Annotated in this window: 17 protein-coding genes; 9 read left to right on the forward strand and 8 right to left on the reverse strand. The window is 59.4% G+C overall.

Annotated elements, in window-relative coordinates:
* Positions 1-123 precede the first annotated feature (123 nt).
* Positions 124-993, forward strand: a complete 870-nt coding sequence (purU, locus tag VJ698_RS08705; protein WP_324102348.1) for a formyltetrahydrofolate deformylase — start codon at positions 124-126, stop codon at positions 991-993.
* Positions 994-1,013: 20 nt separating this feature from the next.
* On the opposite strand, the gene VJ698_RS08710 is transcribed toward purU, so the two are convergent.
* The 3 genes from VJ698_RS08710 to yjgA are packed head-to-tail and all read right to left on the reverse strand — an operon-like array spanning position 1,014 to position 2,892.
* Positions 1,014-1,685: an alpha/beta hydrolase gene (locus tag VJ698_RS08710; RefSeq protein WP_324102349.1), complete on the reverse strand. Its 672-nt coding sequence runs from the start codon at positions 1,683-1,685 to the stop codon at positions 1,014-1,016.
* Between the two features lie 24 nt (positions 1,686-1,709).
* Entirely contained in the window at positions 1,710-2,327 is a 618-nt protein-coding gene (mog, locus tag VJ698_RS08715) for a molybdopterin adenylyltransferase (protein ID WP_324102350.1), read from the reverse strand.
* Positions 2,305-2,892, reverse strand: a complete 588-nt coding sequence (yjgA, locus tag VJ698_RS08720; protein ID WP_324102351.1) for a ribosome biogenesis factor YjgA — start codon at positions 2,890-2,892, stop codon at positions 2,305-2,307. Before yjgA ends, mog begins: the two co-directional genes overlap by 23 nt.
* Before the next feature lie 72 nt (positions 2,893-2,964).
* On the opposite strand from yjgA, the gene pmbA reads away from it, so the two are divergent.
* On the forward strand, positions 2,965-4,329 hold the full coding sequence (pmbA, locus tag VJ698_RS08725; RefSeq protein WP_324102352.1) for a metalloprotease PmbA: 1,365 nt from the start codon (positions 2,965-2,967) through the stop codon (positions 4,327-4,329).
* Positions 4,330-4,508: 179 nt separating this feature from the next.
* Here pmbA and VJ698_RS08730 read toward each other — a convergent pair whose 3' ends face one another.
* Positions 4,509-5,843, reverse strand: coding sequence for a dicarboxylate/amino acid:cation symporter (locus VJ698_RS08730; RefSeq protein ID WP_324102353.1), 1,335 nt, complete (start codon positions 5,841-5,843; stop codon positions 4,509-4,511).
* Between the two features lie 503 nt (positions 5,844-6,346).
* Between VJ698_RS08730 and VJ698_RS08735 the strand changes: the two genes are divergently transcribed.
* The 4 genes from VJ698_RS08735 to VJ698_RS08750 all read left to right on the forward strand — a co-directional run bounded on the left by VJ698_RS08735 (position 6,347) and on the right by VJ698_RS08750 (position 10,862).
* Positions 6,347-6,520, forward strand: coding sequence for a hypothetical protein (locus VJ698_RS08735; RefSeq protein WP_324102354.1), 174 nt, complete (start codon positions 6,347-6,349; stop codon positions 6,518-6,520).
* A gap of 388 nt (positions 6,521-6,908) precedes the next feature.
* Positions 6,909-7,988, forward strand: a complete 1,080-nt coding sequence (locus VJ698_RS08740) for a TRAP transporter substrate-binding protein (RefSeq protein ID WP_324102355.1) — start codon at positions 6,909-6,911, stop codon at positions 7,986-7,988.
* Between the two features lie 380 nt (positions 7,989-8,368).
* Positions 8,369-9,448 carry a TRAP transporter substrate-binding protein gene (locus tag VJ698_RS08745; RefSeq protein ID WP_324102356.1) on the forward strand — a complete coding sequence of 360 codons (1,080 nt, stop codon included), beginning with the start codon at positions 8,369-8,371 and terminating at the stop codon, positions 9,446-9,448.
* A gap of 322 nt (positions 9,449-9,770) precedes the next feature.
* A complete protein-coding gene (locus tag VJ698_RS08750) occupies positions 9,771-10,862 on the forward strand; it encodes a TRAP transporter substrate-binding protein (protein ID WP_324102357.1) in 1,092 nt (363 codons plus the stop codon).
* Positions 10,863-11,007: 145 nt separating this feature from the next.
* Here the strand turns inward: VJ698_RS08750 and VJ698_RS08755 are convergent, their stop codons facing one another.
* The 3 genes from VJ698_RS08755 to argH all read right to left on the reverse strand — a co-directional run bounded on the left by VJ698_RS08755 (position 11,008) and on the right by argH (position 15,085).
* Positions 11,008-12,693 carry a TRAP transporter large permease subunit gene (locus tag VJ698_RS08755; RefSeq protein WP_324102358.1) on the reverse strand — a complete coding sequence of 562 codons (1,686 nt, stop codon included), beginning with the start codon at positions 12,691-12,693 and terminating at the stop codon, positions 11,008-11,010.
* Positions 12,694-12,710: 17 nt separating this feature from the next.
* Positions 12,711-13,295 carry a TRAP transporter small permease subunit gene (locus VJ698_RS08760; protein ID WP_324102359.1) on the reverse strand — a complete coding sequence of 195 codons (585 nt, stop codon included), beginning with the start codon at positions 13,293-13,295 and terminating at the stop codon, positions 12,711-12,713.
* A gap of 395 nt (positions 13,296-13,690) precedes the next feature.
* Complete coding sequence (argH, locus tag VJ698_RS08765; protein WP_324102360.1) at positions 13,691-15,085, reverse strand: argininosuccinate lyase; 1,395 nt, start codon at positions 15,083-15,085, stop codon at positions 13,691-13,693.
* Positions 15,086-15,129: 44 nt separating this feature from the next.
* Here argH and VJ698_RS08770 point away from each other — a divergent pair, with 44 nt between their 5' ends.
* Entirely contained in the window at positions 15,130-16,200 is a 1,071-nt protein-coding gene (locus VJ698_RS08770) for a sensor histidine kinase (RefSeq protein ID WP_324102361.1), read from the forward strand.
* On the forward strand, positions 16,197-16,991 hold the full coding sequence (locus tag VJ698_RS08775; protein WP_324102362.1) for a LytTR family DNA-binding domain-containing protein: 795 nt from the start codon (positions 16,197-16,199) through the stop codon (positions 16,989-16,991). Before VJ698_RS08770 ends, VJ698_RS08775 begins: the two co-directional genes overlap by 4 nt.
* 126 nt (positions 16,992-17,117) lie before the next feature.
* Here the strand turns inward: VJ698_RS08775 and ppc are convergent, their stop codons facing one another.
* A complete protein-coding gene (gene ppc, locus VJ698_RS08780; protein WP_324102363.1) occupies positions 17,118-19,976 on the reverse strand; it encodes a phosphoenolpyruvate carboxylase in 2,859 nt (952 codons plus the stop codon).
* Positions 19,977-20,091: 115 nt separating this feature from the next.
* On the opposite strand from ppc, the gene hemC reads away from it, so the two are divergent.
* Positions 20,092-21,039 carry a hydroxymethylbilane synthase gene (gene hemC / locus VJ698_RS08785; protein ID WP_324102364.1) on the forward strand — a complete coding sequence of 316 codons (948 nt, stop codon included), beginning with the start codon at positions 20,092-20,094 and terminating at the stop codon, positions 21,037-21,039.
* Positions 21,040-21,107: the final 68 nt, after the last annotated feature.

Below are 21,107 nucleotides of genomic sequence, written 5' to 3' on the forward strand. Positions count from 1 at the left end.
TTATTGCGAAGCGCCCATGTTGTGCTTCACCTGCCCCGGATCACGCATCGCGTATCCGGGTTTTTTGTTTTGTGATGCAGATGATGCGACAATAGGCGAGTTTGTTTCGTCGCAATATTCATCATGACGCATCCGGAATACATTCTCACCTTGTCCTGCCCCGACCATCGCGGCATCGTCCATCGCGTATCGGGATTCCTCGCCGAGCACGGCTGCAACATCATCGACTCGGCCCAGTTCGGCGACGCGCAGTCGCAGCTGTTCTTCATGCGCGTGCATTTCGCCGCCGAGGATCCAGCTGTGAATGACGTGCAGCTGCGGTCCGATTTCGCGGCCGTGGCGAAGGAGCTGCGGATGAATGCGCAATTGCACGACGCGCACAAGAAGCCGCGCATGATGATCATGGTATCGAAAATCGGCCACTGCCTGAACGACCTGCTGTTCCGCTACAAGAGCGGCCTGCTGCCGGTGGAGATTCCTGCGATCGTCTCCAACCACACCGATTTCTACCAGCTCTCCGCAAGCTATAACATTCCGTTCCACCACCTGCCGCTGGCCGCTGGCGCCTCGCCGGAGGCCAAGCGCGCGCAGGAAGAGCGCATCCTGGAACTCGTGAAAGCCAACGATATCGACCTGGTGGTGCTGGCGCGTTACATGCAGATTCTCTCGCCGACCCTATGCGATACCCTGAGGGGCAAGGCGATCAACATCCATCACTCTTTCCTGCCCAGCTTCAAGGGCGCGAAGCCCTACTACCAGGCGCATGAGCGCGGCGTCAAACTGATCGGCGCCACCGCGCACTTTGTGACTGGCGACCTGGATGAGGGGCCGATCATCGAGCAGGATGTGGAGCGCGTGGACCACGCAATGGAACCCGACACGCTGACGGCGATCGGCCGCGACGTGGAATGTGTGGTGCTGGCACGGGCGGTGAAATGGTTTGTCGAACACCGCATCCTGCTCAACGGTCACAAGACCGTGGTGTTCAAATAGGGATCACCCTACGGCCTCACTCAAGCCAGTACGCGCTTGAGCCAGGCGCTGATGTCTTCGAGTTCCTCTTCGCACACGGCATGCTGCATCGGGTACGCATGCCACTCCAGCTTGTATCCCAGCGCAAGCAGCATATCGCGCGACTGTTCCGCACGATGGATCGGCACGATCGGATCATCGTGGCCATGTGCCATGAAGATGGGCGTATCGTGATTGGCGCTGTGCCGCTCCATCGGAAGCGTGGCATGCAAAGGCAGGTAGCCGGACAGGCACAGCAGCCCCGCGAGCCTTTCGGGATGGCGCAGGCCCGTTTGCAGGGTCATCGCGCTTCCCTGCGAAAAGCCCGCAAGGACGATACGACGTGAATCGATGCCCCGCGCCTTTTCCTGCGCAATGAGGTGTTCCACCATGGTCTGCGAGCGGCGCAGCCCGATTTCATCCTCGCGCTGTATCAGATCCAGCCCGAGGATGTCGTACCACGCCCGCATCATGTAGCCGGCGTTGATGGTGACAGGCATGACCGGCGCATGCGGGAAGACGAAGCGGATCGACGGGCAGTCGGCGAGGTCGAGTTCCTGCACGATCGGCACGAAGTCATTGCCGTCGGCGCCCAGGCCGTGCAGCCAGATGATCGACACCACCGGGTCGGGCGCCGTCTCGATTTCGATGGTGTCCAGCGGTTTGTGTGTCATGTGCCTGCCTCGGCGATGCGTGGATTACTTCTGACGGATGGCTGATTTGGGGCGGAATGCCTTGCAGACCGCTTCATTGGTTTCGATATAAGGCCCGCCGATCAGGTCGATGCAGTAAGGCACCGCCGCAAAAATTCCCGATACGACCTGCTTGCCGTCTGCATCTTTCAAGCCTTCCAGCGTTTCCTTGATCGACTTCGGCTGGCCGGGCAGGTTCATGATGAGCGCTGCATGATCCGCCGTTTCGCGGATCACGGCGACCTGGCGTGACAGGATGGCCGTCGGCACGAATTTCAGGCTGATCTGGCGCATCTGCTCGCCGAAACCGGGCATCTCCTTGGTGCCGACCGCAAGCGTTGCCTCCGGCGTCACGTCGCGCCGTGCGGGGCCGGTGCCGCCAGTGGTGAGCACCAGGTCGCAGCCGACTTGGTCGACCAGGTCGATCAGGGCCTTTTCAATTTCGGCACGTTCATCCGGGATCAGTCGGGATTCCATTTTCCATGGACTCGTGAGGGCGGCCGATAACCAGTCGCGCAATGCGGGAATGCCCTGGTCTTCGTAGGTGCCGCTCGATGCACGATCGGAGATGGAGACCAGCCCGACCAGGAGTTCATCCGGATTAGTCTTGGTCTGTTTCGTCATGCTGTTCTTCCGTGGGAGTGGCGGGTTGCGGCTGTAACTGCTTCAGGATCTGGAAGATCTCGCGATACGCCTTGGGCGGCTTGTTCTCCGCCTGCTCCTTGCGGGCATTGCGGATCAGCGCGCGCAATTGCTGAACATCGACCTCCGGATGCTGCGCCTTCAGTTCCGTAAGCGCCTGATCGTCGGCCAGCAGTTTCTCGCGCTGGCGCTCCAGCGCATGCATGGCCGCCGTTTCGCTTCTGGACGCGCCTTTCCATCCGTCGAGCACCCGCTGAATGGCCGCGACTTCTTCCTCTTCGAGCGAGCGCATCTTCTTGCCCACGAACTGCAACTGGCGCCGGCGTCCTTCGTGATCCTTGATTTTCTGACAATCGAGGATTGCTTCGCGCACGTCTTCCGGCATCGGCACGCGCATGACGCGGTCCTTCGGTTGCGCAACCAGTTCTTCGCCCAGTTCCTGCAATGCAGTCATTTCACGCTTGAGCTGGGATTTGGATGGGCGATCGTACTTCTGTTCGAACTCGCTCGACTGAAAACCGACCGCACCTCTGTTGGGATTAACCATGATGAATCAAAGCCATTCTGTAAACGACTGTTATGATAACTGTTTTGATCGACTTCCCAAAAAAACAAGCCCATGAGCAACCCAGTATTTACCCATAGCCAGGACCAGCTGAGACAACTCGCACAGGACGTGCTGCGTTTTGCGAAGGAAAAAGGCGCCACCGATGCTGCTGTCGAGATCAGCGAGGGCAACGGCCTGGCCGTGACGGTGCGCAAAGGCAATATCGAAACCATTGAGCAGAACAAGGACAAGGGCATTGGCGTGACCGTCTATCTGGGCGAGGAACGGCATATCCGGCGCGGCGACGCCAGCACATCCGACTTTTCGCAGAAGTCCTTGCAGGATACGGTGGACGCGGCGTACAACATTGCGCGCTTCACGGCGGAAGACGATTGCGCCGGTTTGCCGGAGGCCGACACGCTGGAGATGAACCCACGCGACCTGCAGCTCTGTTATCCGTGGTTGATTTCCACCGAAGAAGCAGTCGAGATTGCCAAGCGCTGCGAAGCGGCGGCCTTCGCCGTCGACAAGCGCATCAGCAACAGCGAAGGCGCCAGTGTGTATGCGCAGCAATCGCACTTCGTTGCCGCCAACACGCGCGGCTTCATGGGTGGATATCCCTATTCGCGTCACACCATTTCCGTCGCGCCGATCGCGGGCAAGGCTGCGAACATGCAGCGTGACGATTGGTATTCCTCCACCCGTGATCCGAACAAGCTTGCCAAAGCGGAAGACATTGGCCGTTACGCAGCGGAACGCGCGCTTGCGCGCCTGAACGGCCGCAAGCTGAACACACGCAAATGCCCGGTGCTGTTCGAAGCACCGCTGGCGGCCGGGTTGCTCGGGTCATTCGTGCAGGCGGTATCCGGCGGCGCCTTGTACAGGAAATCGAGTTTCCTGCTGGGTTCGCTCGGCAAGCAGGTCTTTGCGCCACACATCCAGATCGTGGAAGACCCGCATGTCATCGGCGCGGTCGGTTCTTCGCCCTTCGACGAGGAGGGCGTCAAGACCAGTCGCCGCGACGTGGTGAAGGATGGCGTCGTGCAGGGCTATTTCCTTTCGACTTACTCTTCGCACAAGCTCGGCATGAAGACTACCGGCAACGCCGGCGGCTCGCACAACCTGTCTTTGGTGTCGTCCCTGATGCAGGCCGACGACAGCTTCGTGGCGATGCTGAAGAAACTGGATACCGGCTTGCTCGTGACGGAGTTGATGGGGCAGGGCGTTAACTATGTGACTGGCGATTATTCCCGTGGTGCATCCGGTTATTGGGTGGAGAAAGGCGTGATCCAGTATCCGGTCGAGGAAATCACGATCGCCGGCAACCTGAAGGACATGTTTATGCAGATCGTGGCGGTGGGCGCAGATACGCTGATCCGCGGCACCAAGCAGACCGGTTCGATTCTGGTCGAGAACATGACCGTGGCCGGCAACTGACACGTGCTGCGGGTTTTCCGCAGCGGCCGGTGGTTCGTCACGCATCAATCTGCGGTTTATGCCAAGGCAATCGTCGGCGAGTGTCCGGAAGAAACCGTAAATTTGGGTGTGACCAATCATCAGGTCGCACAAGCAAAAACAGCCCGCGCGCGCGCTGTTCTTCTATGGCGTGAATAAATTCAGGCTGCCTTTCCGCTCGCCTGACCTTGAGGCGCGACCGTCTCCAGAAATTCTTCGGGCGCCTCGGCTTCTTCCGTTGCCTCGTTATTGAGATGCTGCTGCAGCCGCGCCATGTCGACATCGCGCGTCCATTTGCCGACCACGACCGTCGCGACCCCGTTGCCGATCAGATTGGTGAGTGCGCGCGCTTCGGACATGAAACGGTCGATGCCGAGGATCAACGCCAGGCCGGCGACCGGCAGGCCACCCACGGCGGAGAGAGTGGCGGCGAGCACGATGAATCCGCTGCCGGTGACGCCGGCAGCGCCTTTCGAGGTCAGCAGCAGGACGGCAAGCAATGTGATCTGCTGCATCAAGGTCATCGGCGTATCGGTGGCCTGGGCGATGAAGACGGCTGCCATCGTCAGGTAGATTGAGGTGCCATCCAGGTTGAACGAGTAACCGGTCGGGATCACGAGCCCGACGACCGACTTCTTTACGCCAAGGTTCTCCAGCTTGGCCATCATGCGCGGCAACACCGATTCGGATGAGGACGTGCCGAGTACGATGAACAATTCCTCTTTAATGTATTTGATGAATTTCCAGATGCTGAACCCGTGGGCCAGGGCAATGGTGCCGAGCACGAGGAAGATGAACACCAGGCAGGTCAGGTAGAAGGTTGCCATCAGCTTGCCGAGTGAAAGCAGGCTGGCGACGCCATATTTTCCGATGGTGAAGGCCATGGCGCCGAATGCGCCGATCGGCGCGATTTTCATGATGATGCCGACGATGCCGAAGAATACCTGCGAGATCTTCTCGACAAAATCGAACACCAGCGTGCCGCGCCCACCGAACCTGTGCAGCGCGAAGCCGAACAGCACGGAGAACAGGAGCACCTGGAGAATATCGCCTTTGGCGAAGGCATCCACCACGCTGTTGGGGATGATGTTCATCAGGAATTCGGTCGTGGATGCCATCTTGCCGGGGCCGGTATAGGCAGCAATGCTCCTGGTATCGAGTGCCTTCGGATCGACATGCATGCCGGCGCCGGGCTGGATGACGTTCACGATCAGCAGGCCCACGATCAGAGCAATCGAACTGACGACTTCAAAATAGAGCAAGGCCAGCCCACCTGTCTTGCCGACCTTCTTCATGTCTTCCATTCCTGCGATGCCAGTCACGACCGTGCAGAAGATAATGGGCGCGATGATCATCTTGATGAGCTTGATGAAACCGTCGCCCAAGGGCTTCATTTCAGCGCCGAGCGCCGGGTAGAAATGCCCGAGCAGGACGCCGGCGATGATCGCCGCAAGAACCTGCGCGTAAAGTGATTGATAGATCGGCTTGCGTGCCATGTACTTCTCCAGAAGATGAAATCTGCTTGCCCGGACAGGGGGCAATACGGCGGCGACGGCGGCTTATGCGAATGAATGAGCAGGACTCATTCATCGGCCACGAGAGCGGTTGGGCGGCATTGTGCGTGTGCTGGCAACTGCACTCAATTGTGGACATCCGCAGGGCGTGCGGGCGCCTGTCTTGCCGGAACTTGATCCTGGACAGGGATTTGATCTTCGCAAATGACCTTCCTGCCCGAAGCCGCTTGCCCTTGGAAGAATGGGCCGCAGTGGGCGTCGCCTCTCGTTCCCGAGAGAGCGGCGCGTGTTCATCGCGCGATGGCGAATTGTGCCCAATTTAATGACGGTGTTTATCCTACGCAATACTACCTAAGCATTCGTACGTGAAAAAGGAATTAATATTGCTAGGAAGAACATCAGGCTTCTAGAATCATGAGATATTGCACGCTCGTTCTATACTGGTCGCGTGTGAACACAATCATGCTTCTTCAGGAGGAAACTCAGTGGGACGCGGTTCGTTCATCGACAATGCATCGGCCGGCACAGCGGTTGCCATGGTGCCGATGATGAAGCGAGCCTTGCATTTCGTCGGCAACGGCGTTGATCGCGCATGTGGTACCCGCATTGATGGCGGCTTGCGAACGGGCCGGCGCATCGCTGAACTTCCTGATGAATGATATTGCCCGCGGCGCGCACAAGCGAAGCGGGTTTTTTTATGGCCGCACGAGACTTGCAGGCCACTGGGCAACGAAACGCAAATAGGAGCGAGTCTTTTTGTGCCATGCTGCGTTGCGCATCCTCGCGATAGCGAAGGCTACCGTTGGATGCGCGCCGGGCCTGGCACAAAACCCATTTCTTTTATTTGCCTGTTCCGTTGCCCGTTGATCTGCTAGCGGCCGGAAACGGCAGGGACTGCATGTGTGTCCAAGCACAATCTGCCGTTGTCCTCCTCATGCATCGGGGCAGGCGACCGAGTTGAGTTAACGCTGCGTATGGCAACGTGCTGCGCTTGCAGTGCGTTGGCTTGCGTGGAAGTTTTGGTGCTTCATTTCAACAGGAGAAAAAATGGAACGTCGTTCCTTTCTAAAAAAAGCGGCTGTAGGTGCATCGGTCGGGGCTATTGCTGCACCAGCGTTGGCGCAATCGCAGCCAACCATCAACTGGCGCCTGGCGTCAAGCTTTCCCAAGTCCCTTGATACCCTGTTCGGCACTGCTGAGGTGTTCAGCAAGCGCGTGTCTCAGCTGACCAACAACAAGTTCAATATCCGTGTCTTCGCCGGTGGCGAAATTGTCCCGGCATTGCAGGTCGTTGACGCCGTCCAGAGCGGCACTGTTGAAATGGGCCATACCGCGCCGTACTACTTTTTCGGCAAGGATCCGACCTTCGCATTCGACTGCGCCGTGCCCTTCGGCATGAACTCCCGCCAGCAGACTGCATGGTACGAGCAGGGCGGCGGCAAGCAACTGATGCGCGAGTTCTACAAGGACTACGGCATCATGAACTTCCTGGGCGGTAACACCGGCGCGCAGATGGGTGGCTGGTTCCGCAAGGAGATCAAGACCGTCAACGACCTCAAGGGCCTCAAGATGCGTATCAGCGCATTTGCAGGCAAGGTCCTGCAGCCGCTCGGACTCGTGCCGCAGCAGCTCGCCGGTGCCGACATTTATCCTGCACTGGAAAAAGGTTCGCTCGATGCGGTCGAGTGGACGGCGCCTTACGATGACGAGAAGCTCGGCTTTTACAAGGTGGCTCCATACTACTATGCCCCGGGCTGGTGGGAAGCCGGCGCGCAGCTGACCTTCTATGTCGGCATGAAGGAATGGGAAAAGCTGCCGAAGGAATACCAGTATGCGATCGAGACGGCTTCCTACGAGGCGCACGTCTACATGCAGGCCGAATATGACGCCAAGAATCCGGCAGCGCTCGCACGCCTGATCAAGAACGGCGCCAAGCTGCGCTTCTTCTCCAAGGAAATCATGCAAGCCTCCTACAAGGCAGCCGTGGCGACGATGGAAGAAGAGGCTTCGAAGAACGCCAAGTTCAGGAAGATCTACGAGCCTTACAAGCGGTTCCAGAACGACCAGAACCAATGGTTCTCGGTCGCCGAAGCACCGATGCAGAACTTCATGTCCAGCCACAAGTAAGACATGGATTGTGGCAGTTCGCAGCGTACCTGCGCGGCGAACTGCCGCTTGTGAGCGGCCAATGCACGTGCCGTGCGCGAGGCATGGCGACAAGATGGTTGAATTATTTTCAGCAACAACGGTTTCTGTGCGGATTCGGTGCTTTCATGGAAAACGTTTGTTCCGCATGAACAGGCACATCGCTTGAAGGAGATGTGCGCTACGGATCAATAATTTTCATGTGCGACGATTGATTCGATCATTCATGCTGTACCTCGGTAGTATCCCGCATTGCATGGCTTTCAACCGCCTCATACAATTTGCTTCAGTACACGATTGCGCAGAAGTATCGCGCGAGATCTCACAAGGATTTTTGATGTGTTCAACCCGGAGGAGGCAAAATGGAACGTCGTTCGTTTCTTAAGAAAGCAGCAGTAGGCGCGTCGGTGGGCGCAATCGTAGCACCCGCACTGGCCCAGGCGCAGCCGACCATCAACTGGCGCCTCGCGTCCAGTTTCCCGAAAACGCTCGATACGGTTTTTGGTGCAGCAGAAGTTTTCAGCAAGCGCGTGTCTCAACTGACCAGCGGTAAATTCAATATCCGCGTATTCGCAGGCGGCGAGATCGTACCCGCACTTCAAGTGATGGATGCAGTACAGGCAGGCACCATTGAAATGGGCCATACCGCACCGTACTACTTCTTCGGCAAGGATCCGACCTTCGCCTTCGACTGCGCAGTTCCGTTCGGCATGAATTCCCGCCAGCAGACCGCGTGGTACGAACAGGGCGGCGGCAAGCAGTTGCTGCGCGATTTCTACAAGGATTACGGCATCATCAACTTCATCGGCGGCAACAGCGGCGCGCAGATGGGTGGCTGGTTCCGCAAGGAGATCAAGAGCCTGAACGACATCAAGGGCCTCAAGATGCGTATCGGTGGCTACGGTGGCCGCGTGATGGCGAAGCTCGGCCTGGTTCCGCAGCAGATTGCCGCAGGCGACATTTACCCGGCACTGGAAAAGGGCACGATCGACGCCGCTGAATGGATCGGTCCGTACGACGATGAGCGCCTCGGCCTGTACAAGGTTGCGCCGCATTACTATGCCCCGGGCTGGTGGGAGCCCAGCACCCAGTTCTCCTTCTATGTCGGCATCAAGGAATGGGAGAAGCTGCCGAAGGATTACCAGGCTGCGATCGAAGCCGCATCCTATGAAGCCCATGTCTACATGCAGGCAGAGTACGATGCCAAGAACCCGGCTGCGCTGGCGCGCCTGCTGCGCAACGGCGTGAAACTGCACAGCTTCTCGAAGGAGATCATGGAAGCCTGCTACAAGGCGACAAATGAAGTGAACGAGGAAGAGGCCAGCAAGAATGCCAAGTTCAAGAAGATCTACGAGCCGTGGAAGCGCTTCCGTCAGGACCAGAACCAGTGGTTCTCCGTGTGCGAAGCGTCCATGCAGAACTTCATGATCAGCCACAAGTAACTACAATCTGAGTAACGCCTTCAATCCGCAGTGTGCAAGCACTGCGGATTTTTGTTTTTCGGCTTTCGCATCCCGCTCAATGCCTGCAACGGGTGGCTAGGGACCATTGCTGCTGGCGGCATCGTCCCTTCGCCCCACTCAAATCTCACATGCGAAATGTCTGTATGAAAAACACTACCTGGATGCGTGAAAGTTCCTCATTGCAATAAATGTATTCCACAAATACAATTTGCCTGGCGTAAGCCACCTTATTACACCGTAATAGGGCGAGTTTCCGTTAAGTCTTACAGACTTTCAATACCTACATTCAGGAGACAATCACATGCAACGTCGTTCCTTTATCAAGAAGGCTGTAGCTGGCGCATCTGTCACCGCGATTGCGGCACCCGCAATCGCCCAATCGCAACCCACCATCAACTGGCGCCTGGCGTCGAGTTTCCCGAAATCCCTCGACACGATTTTTGGCGCTGCGGAAGTCTTCACCCGCCGTCTGTCGGCTATGACCAACGGCAAATTCAATGTTCGCGTATTTGCCGGCGGCGAAATCGTACCGGCGTTGCAGGTGATGGATGCTGTGCAGGCAGGCACGGTGGAGATGGGTCATACCGCGTCGTACTACTACTTCGGCAAAGATCCGACCTTCGCGTTCGATTGTGCTGTCCCGTTCGGCCTCAATTCACGCCAGCAGACAGCATGGTTCGCCCAGGGAGGCGGACGCGAGCTGTTGCGCGCCTATTTCAAGGACTACGGCATCGTGAACTTCCTGGGCGGTAATACTGGCGTGCAGATGGGCGGCTGGTTCCGCAAGGAGGTCAAGACGGTGCAGGACCTCAACGGACTCAAGATGCGCATCGGCGGTTTCGCCGGAAAGGTCATGCAGCGTCTTGGTCTGGTGCCGCAGCAAATTGCGGCCGGCGATATATATCCGGCGCTGGAAAAAGGCACGATTGACGCGGCAGAGTGGGTTGGCCCGTATGACGACGAGAAGCTCGGCTTCTACAAGGTGGCTCCGTACTATTACTCTCCGGGCTGGTGGGAAGCCGGCCCCCAGTTGTCCTTTTATGTCGGCCAGAAGGAATGGGAGAAACTGCCGAAGGACTACCAGAATGCGCTGGAAGCGGCCACCTTCGAGGCACACGTCGTGATGCAGGCGGAATACGATGCACGCAATCCGGCCGCGCTGGCGCGCCTCCTGAAGAACGGCGTGAAGCTCCAGACCTTCTCCAAGGAAGTCATGGACGCCTGCTACAAGATGGCGCACGAGGTGATGGAAGAGGAAGCCTCGAAGAATGCCAAGTTCAAGAAGATCTACGAACCCTGGAAGCGTTTCCGCCAGGACCAGACGCAATGGTTCTCGGTGGCGGAAGCCCCTCTGCAGAACTACATGATCACCCGCATGAGAGCCGGCGGCTGATCCGGAAACCTGCTGACCCGATCAACCCGCAGCGCGCAAGCCCTGCGGGTTTTTTGTTGCCTGTCCTCGCAAAGGGGGCGGGCAAGGTACCAATAAAAAACCCCGCAGGGCGAACCGTGCGGGGTCTGGTTTCGAGGAAAGCAGGTTATTTCTTGTCTGCGTCCGTAGAGAAGTTCAACTGCGGAGCATCCTCGCTCTGCGTATTGCTGTCCGTTGAGAAATTCAGTTGCGGCGATCCCTCTTGCTCGCTCGATGGAGTCGGAATATCGATCTTCAGTTCGATCTGTTCCTTCATGTCGGTCTTTTTGCCGATCGACACAACCTGCGGGAAGAGGATGATCAGCGCCACCATGATGATCTGGATCAGCACGAATGGAATTGCGCCCCAGTAGATGTCCGAGGTCTTGACGTCCTTCGGCGCCACTGAACGCAGGTAGAACAGCGCAAAGCCGAACGGCGGGTGCATGAACGAGGTCTGCATGTTCACACCGAGCAGCACGCCGAACCAGATCAGGTCGATGCCGAGCTTGTCCGCCACCGGGCCGACGAGCGGCACAAGAATGAATGCCAGTTCGAAGAAGTCCAGGAAGAAGGCCAGGCCGAAGAACAGCAGGTTGACCACGATGAGGAAGCCGGTCGTACCGCCGGGCAGCGAGGTCAGCAGGTGCTCGACCCACAGGTCGCCGTTCACTGCGCGGAATACCAGGCTGAACACGCTGGAGCCGATCAGGATGAACACCACGAAGCACGATAGGCGGGTGGTGGAATCCATGGCCTGCTTCATCAGCGACCAGGACAGGCGGCGGTTCATCAGGGCCAGAACCAGTGCGCCGAACGCACCCATGCCGCCGCCTTCGGTCGGCGTGGCGATGCCGACGAAGATCGTGCCCAGCACCAGGAAGATCAGGGCCAGCGGAGGAATCAGCACGAATACGACTTTTTCTGCCATGCGCGACAGCATGCCGAGCTTCAGCTTGCGGTTCAGCAGCGCCAGGATAAATGCGCCGGCAATGCCAACGGATGCGGCAAAGATACCCACTTCATCGCTCTCGGCTTTCGGATGGCCAGCACTGTAGTACGTGGCGAATGCATAGGAGGCGGAGACGGCCAGAATCAGCAGCACCAGCAGCGAAACGACGCCGCTCCTGCCATTCGCTTCACGCAGGTTGCGCGCTTCCGGCGGCAGCGCCGGAACCGACTTCGGCTTGAAGATCGACACGGCGAGCACGTAGCCGGCATACATCACGGTCAGCAACAGACCGGGCACGAACGCTGCCTTGTACATGTCGCCGACGGAGCGACCCAGCTGGTCGGCCATCACGATCAGCACCAGCGACGGCGGGATGATCTGCGCCAGTGTGCCGGACGCGGCGATCACGCCCGATGCCAGTTTCTTGTCATAGCCATAACGCAGCATGACCGGCAGGGAGATCAGGCCCATCGAAATCACCGATGCGGCCACCACGCCGGTAGTTGCCGCGAGCAGGGCACCGACGAAAATCACCGCATAGGCGACGCCGCCACGGATCGGGCCGAACAATTGGCCGATCGTATCCAGTAGGTCTTCAGCCATGCCCGAGCGCTCCAGGATCAGGCCCATGAAGGTGAAGAACGGGATCGCCAGCAGCGTGTCGTTGGCCATGATGCCGAAGACACGGTTCGGCAGCGCCTGCAGCAGCTCAGGCTTCAGCAGGCCGAACTCGATGCCGAGCAGGCCGAAGAACAGGCCGTTCGCAGCGAGCGAAAACGCTACCGGAAAGCCGGATAGCAGGAATACCACGAGCGCGGCGAACATCACCGGCGCCATATTCGCAATCAGGAATTGCTCCATTATCTAGTCTCCGACGATCAGTTGATTTTGTTTGCGGCTTTGATCGCCTCGATTTCTTCTTCCGGCGTCGTGGCGTGTTTTTCAAATGCGCTGGCATCGACCTTGCCTTGCAGGAAGCCGACGCGCTTGATGATTTCGGAGAAGCCTTGCAGAGTCAACTGGAGGAAACCGATCGGGATCAGGATCTTTGCAGGCCAGACGATCAGGCCGCCGGCATTGCTGGAGACTTCCTGTTCCTGGAACGAGGTAATGAAATACGGGACTGCGTAGTAGAGGATGATGATCGCCATCGGCAGCAGGAAGAAAGCGAAGCCGAAAATGTCGATCCAGACCTGGGTACGTTTCGACAGATGGCCGGCGATCACGTCGATGCGGACATGTTCGTTGCGGCGCAACGTGTACGAGGTCGCGAGCAGGAAGATCGCGGCAAACAGGTACCACTGGATTTCAAGCCATGCATTCGAGCTGGTGTTGAAGGTGTAGCGTACAAGCGCGTTGCCCGTGCAGATGAGAACAGAGAGAAGCAGGGCCCAGCTCACGCCGAGTCCGATTTTCTCATTGATTTTGTCAATGAGTCTCGATAACGAGAGTAAGAATGACATGGTTATGTCTCCAGTGATGAAAGAGAATCAGTGGTTTCGACCGCTTGTTTTTATATGCGACCGTCATGCCTCACCGTGGGGGGGCATTCATGGTTCGGGGGGAGTATATGCCATTTCAAGTTGCAAGCGAACCACGAGCCTGACAGCATAATATTCTTTTCATGCTGCGACGCAAAGTCACGTGTTTTTTTCATCTATAGCGTGTCACTGCGTACGTACAAACACGTATCAAGTGTGATTGCTATTGCATGTCGCTGCGATGCGTGCAGCGTGATTTGCAGGAAGGAGGGATGGCAGATAGTGCGGAATTGAGTGTACGCGCTTTCGGAAATTCCTGCTGAGGACAAAGTCTGTGCTGCCGGCGGGCGTTCCGCCGGCAGCACAGGGCAAACGCTTCAGGCGAGCTGCGTGCGCCAGTACGCGATCGCTGCGCGCACCTGGTTTGGCGCAGTGCCGCCGATGTGATTGCGTGCTGCCACCGACCCTTCAAGGGTGAGAACGCCGAAGACGTCCGCTTCGATCAGCGGCGAGAATGCGCGCATCTCGTCGAGCGACAGATCGGTCAGGTCGCAGCCGCGCTGTTCACAGGTGCGCACTGCACGCGCGACGGCTTCATGCGCATCGCGGAAGGGCAGGCCTTTCTTTACCAGGTAATCCGCCAGGTCGGTCGCGGTGGCGTAGCCCTGCAGTGCGGCCGCGCGCATTGCTTCCGGCTTGACCGTAATGCCGCGCGCCATGTCGGCGAAGATGCGCAGCGTGTCGGTCACGGTATCGACGGTATCGAACAGCGGTTCCTTGTCTTCCTGGTTGTCCTTGTTGTAAGCGAGCGGCTGGCCCTTCATCAGTGTCAGCAGGCCGACAAGATGCCCGTTCACGCGGCCGGTCTTGCCGCGCGCGAGTTCGGGGACGTCGGGGTTTTTCTTTTGAGGCATGATCGACGACCCGGTGCAGAAGCGGTCGGCGATATCGATGAAGCCGACACGCGGGCTCATCCAGATCACCAGCTCTTCCGACATGCGCGAGATATGCGTCATCACCAGCGCAGCGGCTGCGCAGAATTCGATGGCGAAGTCACGGTCGGACACTGCGTCCAGCGAGTTGCGGCACACTTCCTCGAAGCCGAGCGTTTTCGCGACGCGTTCGCGGTCGATCGGGAAGGTCGTCCCGGCCAGCGCGGCGGCGCCGAGCGGAAGCCGGTTCACGCGCTTGCGGCAATCGAGCATGCGCTCGGCGTCGCGGCTGAACATTTCGACATAAGCCAGCATGTGGTGGCCGAAAGTGATCGGCTGCGCCACCTGCATGTGGGTGAAGCCGGGCAGGATGGTGTCGGCATGCTGTTCCGCCAGGTCGAGCAGGGCGAGGCGCAGGTCGCGCAACAGGCCGGCGATGTCGTCGATCGCCGAGCGCAGGTACAGGCGGATGTCGGTGGCGACCTGATCGTTGCGGGACCGCCCGGTGTGCAGGCGCTTGCCGGCGTCGCCGACCAGTTCGGTCAGGCGCTTTTCGATGTTCAGATGGACGTCTTCCAGGTCCAGCAGCCATTCGAACTTGCCGGATGCGATCTCGGACTGGATCTGCGTCATGCCGCGCTGGATGTCGGCGTGATCCTGCGCGCTGATGATGCCTTGGTGTGCCAGCATTTCTGCGTGTGCGAGCGAGCCCTGGATGTCCGCGTCGGCCATGCGCTTGTCGAAGAACACCGAGGCAGTGTAACGTTTGACAAGATCGGAGACGGGTTCGGAAAAGCGGGCCGACCAGGCCTCGCTTTTTTTGGAGAGTTGTGCTGTCATAATCGGATTCCGGTGAATATGTGATTATAAAACAAGCCTTGCCTATGCCGATATCCATTGCGCCCGTCAAGGCCGATCGTCCGACTGAGATACTCATTCCGGACTGTTGCAATATCGGCGTGGTGTTCCGGACGCTGCTCGCAGTCAATGCCGTGGTGCTGACAGCGGTGCTCATTCAGGCCAGCGACTGGAAGCGCGGCCTGCTGGAGTTTGTCGAAGCGTCAATGGTGGTCGAATTGTCATGCCTCTGGTCCCTGTTCGCGCTATGCGGCCTGCGCCGGGCGCTGCCGCGCGCGGGTGCCGCCGAGGCGGTTGGGCGCTGGGCACAGCGTGCGGCCTGCGCCGCAGTGCCTGCCGCCGTCACGGCAACCGTCATTTACCTGCTCTCGACGACGGATTGGTTGGCTGGCACTTTTGCCCACCTGACGGTGCCCAAGGGGGCTGTTGCGGCGGCGCTTCTCGGCGCAATGATGCAGCACTATTTCGAGTTGCGGACCCGCGCGCATTCGCCGGCCCTGGTCGAGGCGCGGCTGCAGGCGCTGCAAGCGCGCATCCGCCCGCATTTCCTGTTCAACAGTCTGAATGCGGTCCTGGCGCTGATTCGCACGGAGCCGCGTCGCGCGGAAACGACGCTGGAAGACCTGGCTGATCTGTTCCGGGTGCTGATGAGTGATCCACGCAACATGACGACGCTAGATAATGAGATCCGCCTCTGCCAGCAATACTTGTCGATCGAAAAGATCCGGCTGGGGGAGCGCCTGCAGGTGGCATGGGAAACCGGTGGCGTGAGTGACGATGTGCTGCGCAAGGCACAGATTCCTGTCCTGTTGCTGCAGCCCTTGCTGGAAAACGCTGTGCATTACGGCGTGGAACCGGCGGCGCAGGCGTCTCCGGTCAAGGTCCAGATCAGCCGCTCCATTGATCGCATTGAAATCCTCGTCGTGAATGCCTATCACGGACAGGCGCCTGTTGCCGCAGGCAATCAGATGGCACTGAACAATATCCGCGAGCGCCTTGCGTTGCTGTATGACGTGGAGGCGCAACTCACCACCAGCATTGCGCAGAACTGCTTCGAGGTGCGGCTGCGCTTTCCCTACGTGAAGGGGGGCGCATGAAGCCGCGCCTGTTCATCGTCGACGACGAAGCTCCGGCCCGCTCGCGGCTGAAGACCCTGCTGTCGGACATTGCGGAAGATTGCCCGCATGAGCTGGCGGGGGAAGCGGCCAGCGCGCAGGATGCGCTCGACGGCATCGCAGCGACGAAACCGGATATTGTCCTGCTCGATGTGCAAATGCCCGGCATGAATGGCATTGAACTGGCAACGCATCTCGTGAAGGGTGGCACGGTTGCGCCGGCAGTGATCTTCGTCACCGCCTTTGACCAATTCGCGGTGAAAGCCTTCGAGGTCCATGCGCTGGATTACCTGCTGAAACCGGTTCGCGCCACACGCCTGGCAGAAGCGATTCGCCGGGTGGACGCATGGCGTACAGCACCGGCGTCCCAGGCCGATGCGATCGCGGAAACGGGCAAGATAATGCAGGCCGGACGTCAGCATTTCTCCGTGCAGGAACGAGGGCGCCTGTTGCTGGTGCCCGTGGACGACGTTCTCTATCTCAAGGCTGAACTCAAATATGTGACCCTGCGCACGAGGAAGCAGGACTACCTGATTGAAGACTCGCTGACCTCGATCGAGGAAGAACTCGGCGCCACGTTCGTGCGGGTACACCGCAATACCCTGGTGGCGCGCAAGGCGATCATTGGCGTGGAGCGCGGCGCGCCGGTTGCGGACAGCGACGTGGAGAGTGACAAGGCGCCGGATTCATGGCAGGTGATTCTTCGCGATGTGGAAGAGCGCTTGCCAATCTCCCGCAGGCAGTGGCCAGTGGTGAAGGCGCTGGTGCGTTAGAAGCCTGACGAACGCACCCAGTATGTCCGATGGAAGGCACGGAAAGTTTTCATCGGTGTAGCTGCTGCAGGGCGTCACCAATGACCAACTTCCGTGTCTCTTGCATGTTCCGTGGACCGATAACAATCAGCCGGTATTCCGCAACCCGGCAGCAATGCCGTTGATGGACAGGTGGATGCCGCGCCGCACGCGCTCATCGCTCTTGCGTCCTTCACCAGAAGCGGCGCGGTGGCGCTTGATCAGTTCAACCTGCAGGTGGTTCAGCGGGTCAAGGTAGGCGAAGCGGTTCTTGATCGAGCGAGCCAGCAGCGGATTGCCGGCCAGCCGTTCCTTCATGCCGGTGATGCTGGTCAGGCACGCGGTCGTGCGCTCATGCTCTTCGACGATGCGCTTGAAGATGCTGTTGCGTAGACGCTTGTCGGGCACCAGTTCGGCGTAACGCGACGCGACGGCCAGGTCTGTCTTGGACAGCACCATGTCCATGTTCGAAAGCAGCGTGGCGAAGAACGGCCACTCCTTGAACATGGTCCGCAGCAGCGCGATACGCTTCTTCTGCTCCTTGCTGTCGCTGTCTTCGTGCAGCCAGGAAGACACGGCACTGCCGAATCCATACCAGCCGGGGAACAGCAGGCGGCATTGGCCCCAGGAGAAGCCCCAGGGAATCGCGCGCAGATCTTCGATGCGGCGTGTCGATTTGCGCGAAGCGGGGCGCGAGCCGATGTTGAGCTCCGCGATTTCCGCGATTGGCGTCGCCGAGAAGAAGTAATCGGTGAAGCCCGGTGTTTCGTACACGAGGTTGCGATACGCGCGGTAGGCGCGGCCCGACAGCTCTTCCATCACGCTCTCGAATTCGGCCAGTCTCTTGGCGCGACGACCGTGCGTGGTGCCAGGCATCAGGCTTGCTTCCAGTGTCGCGGAAACCAGCAGTTCAAGGTTGCGGCGGCCGATTTCCGGGTTGGAAAATTTTGATGCGATGATCTCGCCCTGCTCGGTCAGACGGATCTGGCCGTTCACGGTGCCCGCAGGTTGCGCCAGGATGGCTTCGTAGCTCGGGCCGCCGCCGCGTCCTACCGTGCCGCCGCGGCCATGGAACAGCCGCAGCTTCACGCCGGCGCGGTCGAACAGTCCCACCAATTGCGTCTCTGCCTTGTACAGCTCCCAGTTGGAGGTGAGGAAGCCGCCGTCCTTGTTGGAGTCGGAATAGCCAAGCATGACTTCTTGCAGGTCGCCCTGTTTCGTGATCAGTTGGCGCACATGCGGCAGCGCCATGAAGCTTTCCATGATGCTGGCGGCGCAGCGCAGATCGGGAATGGTTTCGAACAGCGGGATGACCATCAGGTCCATCCGTGCATCAAGCATCTGCCCCGAGGCATGGTCCCATTCCACGTGCAGCAGGCCGGTTTCCTTCTGCAATAGCAGGACTTCCAGCAGGTCGGACACGGTTTCCGTGTGGGAGATGATGTAGTTGCGGATTGCGCGATCGCCATAGTGCTGACGGATCTCGCGCGCGGCGCGCAGGATAGCCAGTTCGGATGTGGTTTCTGCCGAGTAGTCTAGGTAGGGCGAGTACAGCAGGCGCGGCTTGCCAAGTTCCTCCAGCAACAGTTCAACCTTCGCTTCCTCGGACAGGCCGCTGTAGTTCGGATGTGTTTTTGCCCGTGCGAACAGTTCACCGAGCACGCGCTCGTGCACATCGGAGCTCTGCCGCATGTCGAGCGTGGCCAGGTGAAAGCCGAAAATTTCTGATGCGCGTTTCAGGCTGGCAAGGCGTGGCTTGATCAGTACGGAACCATGGTGCGCCCTGAGCGAATCGACCAGGACATGCAGGTCGCGCGTGAATTCGGCGGCGGAGGCATAAGGCGCCGCAGTGCCGACTTCCTGGCGCAGCACATGCGCGGCGCCGAGCTGGCGGGCGGTGGCTGCGAGGCGTGCGTAGAGGCCGATCAGTGCGCGGCGGTAAGGTTCATCTGCACGATGGTCGGATTGGTCGGGCGAAGCATCGGCCAGGGCCTGCAACTCAGGGCTGACGCCGACCAGGAGCGTTGAAATCGAGAGTTCGGCGCCCAAGGCATGCACTTCGTCGAGGTAGAAATCGAAGATCGCGGTCGACTGCCGCACCAGTGCATGACGCATGGTGCCGTCATTAACATTCGGATTGCCGTCGCGGTCGCCGCCGATCCAGCTGCCCATCTGCACGAAGGGGGGGAATTCCTTGTCGCCCGCATTTCGTTGCGGGAATTGCGCCGCAATTTCGTTCTCGATGTCTTCGTAGAGGCCGGGCAGCTCACGCAGGAAAGTGATGCGGTAATAGGAAAGCGCGTTCTCGATTTCATCGGCAACCGTGAGCTTGGTATAGCGCAGCATACGCGTCTGCCAGAGCGTAGCGATACAGGCATGCAGCAATTGCGTGTTGCTCGCCAATTCCTTCGGCGTGAGCGGGCGGTCGCGTTCGGCCAGCAGGCGAGCGATTTCGCGTTCCGCGTCAAGCGTGCTCTTGCGCTGTACTTCCGTCGGGTGCGCGGTCAGCACAGGCGAGATGAGTGCTTCCTTGAAGAAGCTGCGGACTGCCGAACCGGGCACGCCGGCATCGTCCAGTTTCGACAGGGCATAAGCGATGCTGCCCTGCTGCGGTGCCGATCCTGCGAGCAGGTGCGCGCGGCGGCGGCGGTTGTGATGCTGGTCTTCGGCAATATTCGCCAGGTGCGAGAAATAGGAAAAGGCGCGCACCACCGAGATGGTCTGATCGCGCGTCAGTTTTTTCAGCAGCTTGTTGAGTTCCGCGCCCGACTGCACGTCGGACTCGCGGCGGAAACGCACCGCGGTCTGGCGGATCGTCTCCACCACCTGGAACACCGACTCGCCTTCCTGTTCGCGCAGTACGTTGCCGAGCAGACGACCCAGCAGCCGGATGTCTTCCTTCAGCGGAGCGTCCTTCTCCGCCGCGTTCTTTGCGGAGGACGCCTGGTTGTTCTGTTGTCTTGTCATGTTGGTTGATTGCAATCAGCTTTACGCTAGAAAGTGATTTGTGGCCACCGGGGCACACAGGTGTGCATGATAAAATCGACGCGGTCAGCATCATTGAGATTCGAAAGAGCCCGTCGTGAAAGTATCCCCTCCAACAAAATTAGTGATTGCATCCCGCGAAAGCCGATTGGCGATGTGGCAAGCGGAACACGTTCGCACAAGGTTGTCGGCATTATATCCGCAGTGCAGCATCGAAATTCTCGGCATGACCACCCAAGGCGACCAGATCCTCGATCGCGCGCTGTCCAAGGTGGGCGGCAAGGGCTTGTTCGTCAAGGAACTGGAAGTCGCCATGGCCGAGCGGCGCGCCGACCTGGCAGTGCACTCGCTCAAGGACGTGCCGATGGAGCTGCCGGAAGGTTTTGCGCTGGCTGCTGTGCTGGAGCGCGAAGATCCGCGCGACGCGTTTGTGTCGAATCAGCATGCTTCGCTCGACGATCTGCCGGACGGCGCTGTGGTCGGCACCAGCAGCCTGCGCCGCCAGGCACTGATCGCTGCGCGCTATCCGAAGCTCGTGATTCGTCCGCTGCGCGGCAACCTTGATACCCGTCTCGGCAAACTCGATCGCGGCGAATATGCAGCGATCATTCTCGCTGCGGCGGGACTGAAGCGCCTCGGCCTTTCGCAGCGCATTCGTGGATGGATCGAGCCGGAGCAAAGCCTGCCGGCGCCGGGGCAGGGTGCCATGGCAATTGAAATCCTCGATGGCCGCGACGAACTGCTGCAACTGCTGGCACCGCTAAACCATGAGCCGACCGCGCAGGCAGTGAGCGCCGAGCGCACGGTGTCTCGCATATTCGGCGGCAGCTGCCAGATTCCGCTGGCGGCATTCGGCACGGTCAATGGCCAGGAGATGCGCCTGCGCGCGATGGTCGCGACACCGGACGGCAAGCGCATTGCGACCGGCGATGCGTCCGGCCCCACCAATGCGCCTGAAGCGCTCGGCAAGCAGATTGCGCAGGCCTTGCAGGCGCAGGGCGCGGACGACATCCTGGCTGCGTGCCGCGCGATGGAGGCGGGCTGATCCGCATCGGTGTCCACCAGATTGCATGATGTATGCATGATGTTTCCGCGGCGTGCCCCTCGGGCATG

This window comes from Noviherbaspirillum sp., assembly GCF_035254685.1.
Classification (GTDB): Bacteria; Pseudomonadota; Gammaproteobacteria; order Burkholderiales; family Burkholderiaceae_D; genus Noviherbaspirillum.